The organism is Arthrobacter paludis, assembly GCF_056782315.1.
Genome location: NZ_JBXAEW010000033.1, coordinates 1 through 8,465, shown reverse-complemented (window position 1 = coordinate 8,465; position 8,465 = coordinate 1). Strand labels below are relative to the sequence as shown.

Annotated in this window: 8 protein-coding genes; 5 read left to right on the top strand and 3 right to left on the bottom strand. The window is 72.4% G+C overall.

Annotated elements, in window-relative coordinates; genetic code table 11:
* The first annotated feature begins 104 nt into the window (after positions 1 to 104).
* A complete protein-coding gene (locus AC1Q5D_RS17660) occupies positions 105 to 1,088 on the top strand; it encodes an IS481 family transposase (RefSeq protein WP_481739646.1) in 984 nt (327 codons plus the stop codon).
* A 276-nt stretch (positions 1,089 to 1,364) separates the two neighbouring features.
* On the opposite strand, the gene AC1Q5D_RS17655 is transcribed toward AC1Q5D_RS17660, so the two are convergent.
* From AC1Q5D_RS17655 to AC1Q5D_RS17645, 3 genes are read right to left on the bottom strand one after another with little or no spacing between them, the layout of a single operon-like run.
* A complete protein-coding gene (locus AC1Q5D_RS17655; RefSeq protein WP_481739751.1) occupies positions 1,365 to 2,534 on the bottom strand; it encodes an acetyl-CoA C-acyltransferase in 1,170 nt (389 codons plus the stop codon).
* A complete protein-coding gene (locus tag AC1Q5D_RS17650; RefSeq protein ID WP_481739750.1) occupies positions 2,531 to 3,193 on the bottom strand; it encodes a CoA transferase subunit B in 663 nt (220 codons plus the stop codon). The genes AC1Q5D_RS17655 and AC1Q5D_RS17650 overlap by 4 nt, the downstream gene beginning before the upstream one ends.
* On the bottom strand, positions 3,180 to 3,905 hold the full coding sequence (locus tag AC1Q5D_RS17645) for a CoA transferase subunit A (RefSeq protein ID WP_481739749.1): 726 nt from the start codon (positions 3,903 to 3,905) through the stop codon (positions 3,180 to 3,182). Before AC1Q5D_RS17645 ends, AC1Q5D_RS17650 begins: the two co-directional genes overlap by 14 nt.
* Before the next feature lie 129 nt (positions 3,906 to 4,034).
* On the opposite strand from AC1Q5D_RS17645, the gene AC1Q5D_RS17640 reads away from it, so the two are divergent.
* The 4 genes from AC1Q5D_RS17640 (at position 4,035) to AC1Q5D_RS17625 (ending at position 8,431) form a co-directional block, all read left to right on the top strand.
* On the top strand, positions 4,035 to 4,829 hold the full coding sequence (locus AC1Q5D_RS17640) for an IclR family transcriptional regulator (protein WP_481739748.1): 795 nt from the start codon (positions 4,035 to 4,037) through the stop codon (positions 4,827 to 4,829).
* Positions 4,830 to 4,895: 66 nt separating this feature from the next.
* Positions 4,896 to 6,230, top strand: coding sequence for an MFS transporter (locus AC1Q5D_RS17635; protein WP_481739747.1), 1,335 nt, complete (start codon positions 4,896 to 4,898; stop codon positions 6,228 to 6,230).
* The gene (locus AC1Q5D_RS17630; RefSeq protein ID WP_481739746.1) at positions 6,227 to 6,907 is read left to right on the top strand and encodes a FadR/GntR family transcriptional regulator; all 681 of its coding nucleotides are present in this window, start codon (positions 6,227 to 6,229) and stop codon (positions 6,905 to 6,907) included. The genes AC1Q5D_RS17635 and AC1Q5D_RS17630 overlap by 4 nt, the downstream gene beginning before the upstream one ends.
* Positions 6,908 to 7,270: 363 nt before the next feature.
* Positions 7,271 to 8,431, top strand: a complete 1,161-nt coding sequence (locus tag AC1Q5D_RS17625) for an IS30 family transposase (RefSeq protein ID WP_481738913.1) — start codon at positions 7,271 to 7,273, stop codon at positions 8,429 to 8,431.
* Positions 8,432 to 8,465: the final 34 nt, after the last annotated feature.

The window sequence follows — 8,465 nt, the reverse complement described above, 5'->3', positions numbered from 1 at the left end:
TGTAGTTCCCAAGGACGTTGTGAACAGCGTGGCGTGATGTAAACGGCGAGGACCTCCGGTATCGATTTGGGTTACCACACTCATCTCGACCACCGGAGGTCCTCTTGCCCTACGTTACCCATGCCAACGCGGCCCTGTCCTTCCAGGCCAGGCTGAAGCTCGCTGTGCTGGTCGTCGAGCAGGGGTGGCCGTTGCGCCGGGCCGCTGAGCGGTTCCAGGTCTCGCCTTCCACGGCCAAGAAGTGGGCGGACCGGTACCGGGCCCGCGGCCAGGCGGGGCTGACCGACGCGGCATCCGTGCCGCGTCGCCAGCCCCGGCGCACCGCGCAGCGGACCGAGCGGCGGATCGTCGCGTTGCGGTTCAACCGACGGTGGGGACCGCACCGGATCGCCGGGCACCTGAACCTGCCCCGCTCCACGGTGTGGAAGGTGCTCAACCGGCTGCGGATGCCCCGGCTGGGCGCCCTGGACCAGGCCACGGGCCTGCCGGTGCGCCGCCCGGCACCGCGCCGCTACGAACACGACGAGCCCGGCAGCCTCATCCACGTCGACATCAAGAAACAGCCCCGGATCCCCGACGGTGGCGGGCACCGCGTCCACGGGCGCGGCTCGGCCCAGCACCGGGCCTCCAAGCGCCAACGCGCCGGCTACGCCTACCTGCACCACGCCGTGGATGACCATTCCCGGCTGGCCTACTCCGAGATACTCAACGACGAGCGCAAGGAGACCGCCGCCGGCTTCTGGCTGCGGGCCGTGGCGTTCTTCGCGGCCCACGGGATCGTGGTCAAGGCGGTGCTGACCGACAACGGCTCCTGCTACCGCTCCAAGGCCTTCAACCAGGCCCTGGGCCCGAACGTGAAGCACCGGTACACGCGCCCGTACCGGCCCCAGACCAACGGCAAGGTCGAGCGCTTCAACCGCACCCTCAATGCCGAGTGGGCCTACGCCCGCCCGTACCGCTCCGAGGCCGAGCGCGCCGCGGCCTACACGCAGTGGCTACACGACTACAATCACCACCGACCCCATTTCGGCATCGGCGGCAAGGCCCCCATCAGCCGCGTTCACAACGTCAGTGGGAACTACACCTAGGCATCGTCGTCGACCTTGCCGATGTCCTCGCCGTGGCGGTCCTGACATGCTGGTGGCGAAATCGTCGTCCGGGTCGGCGACGGGCTCCTCGGCGTCGCAGAGCTTGATGCCGCGTCCTCTGCTGTAGCCGTGGGGTCGGTCTCCTGCCTTTCCCTGTCCGGCGAGTGGCGCCAACTCCCGTGGGCGCAATGTCTATGCCCGTCGGCCTTTAGGCCCGCGAAAAAAGCGGGGCCGGCTCCCGCGAGCCGGCCCCGCCGTCGTTCCCCGAAAGGCGCGCTACACCGCGCGCAGCACCACGGCGCTGCCCTGCCCGCCGCCGCCGCAGATCCCTGCCGCGCCGAGCGAGCCCGCGCCGGCCTCGGCCAGCTGCCGGGCCAGCGTCCCGACGATCCGCGCCCCGGATGCCCCGATCGGGTGCCCGAGCGCGATCGCCCCGCCGCGCGCGTTGACGATCGCCGGGTCGACCCCGAGCGTCCGAACGGACTGGACGGCGACGGCCGCGAACGCCTCGTTGATCTCCACCGCGGCCAGGGAGTCCGCGGTCTCCCCGGTCTTGGCCAGGGCGGCCTGGATCGCCCGGGCAGGCTGGTCGTGCAGGCGCACGTCCGGGCCCGCCACCAGCGCGTGCGCCTCCACGGCGGCGAGGGGGGAGACCCCGAGCCGGCCGGCGGCCTCCTCCGAGACCAGCACCAGGGCCGCGGCGCCGTCGGTGATCTGCGAGGCGTTGCCCGCGGTGATCGTCCCGTCCTTGGCGAACGCCGGGCGCAGGCCCGCCAGCGACTCGGCCGTGGTTTCGGCGCGGACGCCGTCGTCGTCCGCCACCACCGTGTCCCCGCGCCGGGAGACGAGGGTGTAGGGCGCGATCTCCGCCGCGTGGAACGCGGCGGCCGCCGCGGCGCGGCGGTGGGACTCGGCCGCCCACGCGTCTTGCGGCGCCCGCTCCAGCCCGAGGTCCGTGTTCCCGTCCTCCGTGGACGAGCCCATGGAGCGGGCCTCGAACGCGTCGGTCAGCCCGTCGTGCTCGAGCGTGTCCACGAGCTCCATCGCCCCGTACTTCTGCCCGGTGCGCGCACCGAGCACGTGCGGCGCCTGGGACATCGACTCCATGCCGAGCGCGACGACGACGTCGGCCTCGCCGGCCGCGATCAGCCGCGCGGCCTCCGCCACGGCCTCGGTGCCGGAGAGGCACACGGCGTTCAGCGTCAGCGCCGGCGTGGTCAGCGGGATGCCGGCGGCGACGGCGGCCTGCCGGGCCGGGTTCTGCCCGGCCCCGCCCTGGAGGACGTGGCCGGCGACGACGCGGTCGACGGCGTCCGGCGCGATGCCCGCGCGCTCCAGGGCGGCGGTGATGGCGTGCCCGCCCAGCGCCGTCGCGGCGACGGAGGCCAGCTGGCCGTTGAACTTGGCGAAGGGGGTGCGGGCGTAGCCCGCGACGAGTGCGCTCACGCGCTGACTCCTTCCAGGGTGGCGGTCTCGAGGTCGACGGCGAAGCCCGCGCCGGTGCTCGCGCGGATCTCCTCGACGTCGTGGCCCGGCGCGACGCGCCGGAGGACCAGGGCGGAGTCGACGACGTCGAACACGGCCCGGTCGGTGATGATGCGGTCGACGACGCCGACGCCGGTCAGCGGCAGGTCGCACTCCGCGACGATCTTGGGTGTGCCGTCCTTGGACACGTGGTCGGTCAGGACGATGACGCGCGGGGCGCCGGCGACCAGGTCCATGGCCCCGCCCATGCCCTTGACGAGTTTGCCGGGGATGGTCCAGTTCGCCAGGTCCCCGGCGGCGGAGACCTGCAGGGCGCCGAGGATCGCGGTCTGCACGTGGCCGCCGCGGATCATGGTGAAGGAGGTGACGGAGTCGAAGATCGACCCGCCCGGCAGCATCGTCACGGTCTGCTTGCCGGCGTTGATCAGGTCCGCGTCCTCCTCGCCCTCGTAGGGGAACGGCCCCATGCCGAGGATCCCGTTCTCGGACTGCAGGGTCACGCGCACGCCCTCGGGCAGGTTGTTCGCCACCAGGGTGGGGATGCCGATGCCGAGGTTCACGTACTGGCCGTCCTCGAGCTCGCTCGCGGCGATGGCCGCCATCTCGTCACGCGTCCACATGGGACAGGGCCTCCTCCCGGACCCGCACGGTCCGCTGCTCGATGTGCTTGGTCGGGTCCTCGACGCGGACCACGCGCTGGACGAAGACGCCGGGGGTGTCGATGGCGTCGGGCGCGAGGTAGCCGTCGACGACATCCTCGGCCTCCGCGATGGTCAGCCGGCCCGCGGTGGCGACGACGGGGTTGAAGTTCTTCGACGTCATCCGGTAGGCGAGGTTTCCCTCGGTGTCGGCGCGGTGGGCGCGGACCAGGGAGATGTCGGCGACGATGGCGCGCTCGAGGATGGCGCGGCGGCCGTCGAACTCGGTCTCGGGCTTGCCCTCGGCGATGGGGGTGCCGACGCCGGTGGGCGTGTAGAAGGCGGGGATGCCGGCGCCGCCGGCGCGCAGCCGCTCCGCGAGCGTGCCCTGCGGGACGAACTCGACGTCGAGCGTGCCGTCCAGGTACTGCTGCGCGAAGAGCTTGTTCTCCCCGACGTAGGAGGCCAGGACCTTGGAGACCTGCTGGTTCTCCAGCAGCAGGCCCAGGCCCTTGCCGTCCACGCCCATGTTGTTCGAGACGATGGTCAGGTCCTTCGCGCCGGTGTCCCGCAGGGCCGCGATCAGGTTCGAGGGGATGCCGCTGAGGCCGAAGCCGCCGACGGCGATTACCATCCCGTCCCTCACGGTCCCGGCCAGCGCCTCCGCGGCGCTGTCCTGGAGTTTCGATGCCATGCCCATGCTCCGTTCACGATGTGGTCTGTGGTCTGGGTTACCTCGAACCTAGGAAACCCTGGGAACCGGGGCAAGGACGACGGCGGAAGTGCTCGCGTGGTGGCCCTCGGGCCCATGAGCGTTCACAATATGGACATGAGCGAGATGGTGCGAGGGGCGCAGGTGATCGGCCGGGTGGGCCGCGTGATGCGGGCGGTGGGCGGGGCGATGCCGCGGGGCATCGGGACGTCGGAGGTGGCCCGGGCGACGGGCCTGGCCCGGCCGACCGTCCACCGGCTGCTGGCCTCGCTGGCGGCCGAGGGGTTCCTGGACCACGACCACCGCGAGGGCCGGTGGCTGCTCGGGCCGGAGCTGTACCTCATGGGGGCCGTCGCCGCCGAGCGCTACGACATCACGGAGCTGGCCCGCGAGCACGTCCGCGCTCTGGCCGACGAGACGGGGGAGAGCGCGTTCCTCTCCGCCCGGCGCGGCGACGAGACCGTGTGCGTGCTGCGCCAGGACGGCGACTTCCCGATCCGCTCGTTCGTGCTCTACGAGGGCAAGCGCTTCCCGCTCGGCGTCGCGTCCGCCGGCCTGGCGATCCTGTCCTTCCTGCCGCCGGCCGCCGTCGACCGCTACCTCGAGCACGCGCACCTGGAGGAGAACCACGGACCCGAGCACGCGGCGGAGAGGGTCCGGGAGCGGATCGCCGCGACCCGCGCGGCCGGGTACGCGGTGAACCCGGCGCTGGTCGTCGAGGGCAGCTGGGGGATGGGCGCCGCCGTGTTCGACGCGTCGGGCCAGCCCGCGTGGGCGCTGAGCCTGACCGGGATCGAGCCCCGGTTCTCGCCCGAGCGGCGCCCCGAGCTCGGGCGGCTGCTCATGCGGCACGCGCACGCGCTCTCGCAGAAACTGGCGCGGCAGCGGCGGGAAGCGCCCGCGTGAACCCGGGGCGGGTGCGGTTCGTCTCGTTCGCTCGACACGCAAACATCAGACGTCTAATGTTTGATGGTGACTTCCGAAGCGACCCAGCAGCCCGCGCCCTCCGGCGTGGCCGACGAGATGGCGGACCTGGAGGCCGCGGTCGCGGCCCCGGCCGCTCCCGAACAACGCGCCGCCCGCCGGCGCCTCTCCTGGGTGTGGGGCTTCCTCGCCGTCGCCTCCGTCGTCGTGGTCGGCATCAACCTGCGCGCCGGGATCGCCTCCGCCGCGCCCCTGTTCCCCGACCTGCAGGCCCTGCTCGGCTACGGCCCGCTCGTCGCGTCGCTCCTGCCGACCATCCCCGTGCTGTGCTTCGCCTTCGCCGGCGCCGCCACCGCGTGGCTGGTCCGGCGCGCCGGGCTCGAGAAGGCCATCGCCCTCGCCATGTTCCTGCTCGCCGCGGGCCTGGCCGTGCGCGCCGTCGAGTCCACCGGCCTGCTGCTGGCGGGCACGGTGATCGGGATGTCCGGCCTGGCGGTCTGCAACGTCGCGATGCCGTCCTTCATCCGCCAGTACCACTCCCGCCGTACCCCGGTCATGACCGGCACGTACACGATCACCATGTCGGTGGGCGCGACGGCGGCCGCGGCCGTCGCCGTCCCCGTCGCCGCGCAGGTCGGCTCGCCGACGCTCGGGCTGGCCGTATGGGCCGTGCCCGCGCTCGCCGGCCTGCTCCTGTTCCTGCCGATGGCACTGCGCCGCCGCAGCGCCCGCGCGGCCGGGACCGCGCTCCCCGCCCACGTCTCCCCGTGGCCGATGCTCGCCACCCGCAAGGGACTGCTGTTCACGGGCCTGTTCGCCGTGCAGGCGCTGATGGTCTACGCGATCATGAGCTGGCTGCCGACCGTGCTCATTGCGCGCGGCCTCTCCGCCGCGACCGCCGGCTTCCTGCTGGGCCTGATGCAGGTCGTGAGCATCCCGACCGTCGTCGTGCTCCTGTGGATGGCTGCCCGTCCGCGCCTGCTGCGCCCGGCGTTCCTGGTCACCTGCGTCGCGTCCCTGGCCGGCTTCACGGCGCTGCTCGTCGTCCCGGCCGCGTTCTCGGCGCTGCCGGCCGTGCTCCTGGGCATGGGGTTCTGCGTGTTCCCGCTGATCATGCTGCAGATCAGCCGCACCGGCGGGAGCGCGGAGGAGACGACGGCGCTGTCCACGCTGGCCCAGTCCCTCGGGTACCTGATCGCCGCCGCCGGCCCGTTCGGGTTCGGCCTGCTCGGCGAGGCGGTGGGCGGCTGGACCGTTCCCGTCGCCGTGCTGCTAGCCTTCTCGGTCGTGCAACTCGTGCTCGGATACCTGATCAGCGGCCCGGCCATCGCGGGGCCCCGGCCCGCCGCCGTCCCGGCCGCTCCGGCGGGGGAGGCGCCGTGAGCGCCGCCGTCGCACGCACCCCGCTGGCCGACGAGGTGACCGGCCGGCTGCGCGAGGCCATCGCCTCCGGCCGCTGGCCGGTGGGGGAGCGGATCCCGCCCGAGCCCGAACTGACCGCCGAGCTGGGGGTCTCCCGCGGAACGCTGCGCGAGGGCATCAAGGCCCTGGCGCACTCCGGGATGCTCGAGGTCCGCCGCGGCGACGGCACCTACGTGCGCGCCACCAGCGAGATCTGCGGGGCCGCCCAGCGCGTCTACCGCGATCACGCGGACGAGGACGTGCTGCAGGTGCGCTTCGCCCTCGACACGCAGTGCGCGCGGCTGGCCTCCCGCCGCTCGGACCCCGCGGCCGTGGAGGCGCTGCGCGCGCTGCTGGAGCGGCGCCGCGCCGGCTGGGAGGCCGCCGACTACGACGCGTGGAGCGCCGCGGACTGGGAATTCCACCTCGCCGTCGCGGAGGCCTCCGGCAACCCCCTGCTGCACGAGCTCTACGCCAGCTTCGGGGACGTGTTCTTCGGGACGAAGATGGACCAGCGGCTGCGCGACGGGTTCGACGGGTGCCTGCCCGCGGGCCACGAGGAGCTGGTGGATGCGATCGCCGCGGGCGACTGCGACGCCGCCGTCGCCACGGTCAACCGGAACCTGGACTACTGCATGGAGTGGATGCCCGGGGCCTGAGCCCGGCGGGACGAAGGGCCCGCGGCGCTGGGCGCCTTCTAACGGTCGTTGCAACACCCAGAGATATTGGGGGTTGCAACGACCGTGCCGCGTTTAACGAAGGATCCGAAGAGCGTCAAGAGGCCGTCGACCGGGGACAGGGAGCGGTTCTTCGTCGTCTTTGACCGCTTGGGCAGTACGACGGCGGCGGCCCGGGAACTCGGGCTGAACCCGAGCACGTGTGCCGGGTGGGTGCGGAAGGCGGGCTTGAGGAGCCGGGCGTCCCAAGACGTCCGGTACCCTCGCCGCGAGGGTCACCCCCGGCGTGGGGAGTACTTCGAGCTACGCAGTCAGGGGGTCCCGAGGCGTGAAGCGGTTCGCCGGGTGGGGGTCAACGAGCGCACTGCCAGGGACTGGGACCGGGGTATCCGCAAGAGCAACGGGCGCAGGATCCATCCGGACGGGCGGGTTGTGGGCTACAAACGGGGAATGACGAACACGATTGAAAAGGCCGCCTTGAGGGCTGCCGAGGCGTTCCGGGGCGAGCGCCCGATCAGTGCCCGGTTCCTGACTCTGCAGGAGCGCGAGCGATTGCGGGACCTGCACCGGGACGGCCTGTCCCTCCGCCGCATCGCCGCCGTGATGGGCCGCAGCGTCTCGACGCTGAGCCGGGAGCTGCGCCGCAACGCCGATTCCGAGCTGGGGTACCTGCCCCACACCGCCCACCGGAGTGCGGTCCGCCGTCGGGCCCGGCCCAAACCGTCCAAGCTCGACGGGACACGGCTGGGCGCATGGGTACAGGCACACCTGGACGTGAAGTGGTCCCCGGAGCAGATCTCGCACAAGCTGGTCAGGGAATTCCCCGACGATGCGGAGATGCGCGTGTGCCACGAGACCATCTACCAGGCGATCTACCTCCAGGCCCGGGGCGGGCTCAAACGCGAGCTCGAGAGCGCCCTGCGCTCCGGGCGGACCCGCCGCAAGCCGCACCGGGACCCCGGCCAGCGCACGCCCCGCTTCGCCGATCCGATGGTGATGATCTCCGAGCGCCCGCCCGAGATCGAGGACCGGGCGGTGCCCGGGCATTGGGAGGGGGACCTGATCACCGGAGCGCTGAACCAGTCAGCGATCGCGACCCTGGTCGAGCGCACCACCCGCTATACCATGCTCGTCCACCTGCCACCCGGTGACCACGGCGCAGAAGCCGTCCGCGACGGGCTCGTCCGCACGATGGCGACCCTGCCGGCACACCTGCGCGGATCCCTCACCTGGGACCAGGGCGCCGAGATGGCCGCGCACAAGGCCTTCCGGCTCGCCACGGACATGGACGTCTACTTCTGCGACCCGGCCAGCCCCTGGCAACGCGGCACCAACGAGAACACCAACGGACTACTGCGCCAGTACTTCCCCAAAGGCACCGACCTGGCCGTCTACGGACCCGAGGACCTCGAACACGTCGCCCAGGAACTCAACGGACGCCCACGCAAGACGCTCGGCTGGGATTCCCCAGCCGAGCGTCTGCGTGATCTACTACTGAACAACTAGCCAGCAGGTGTTGCAACGACCCCTAGAAACCGCC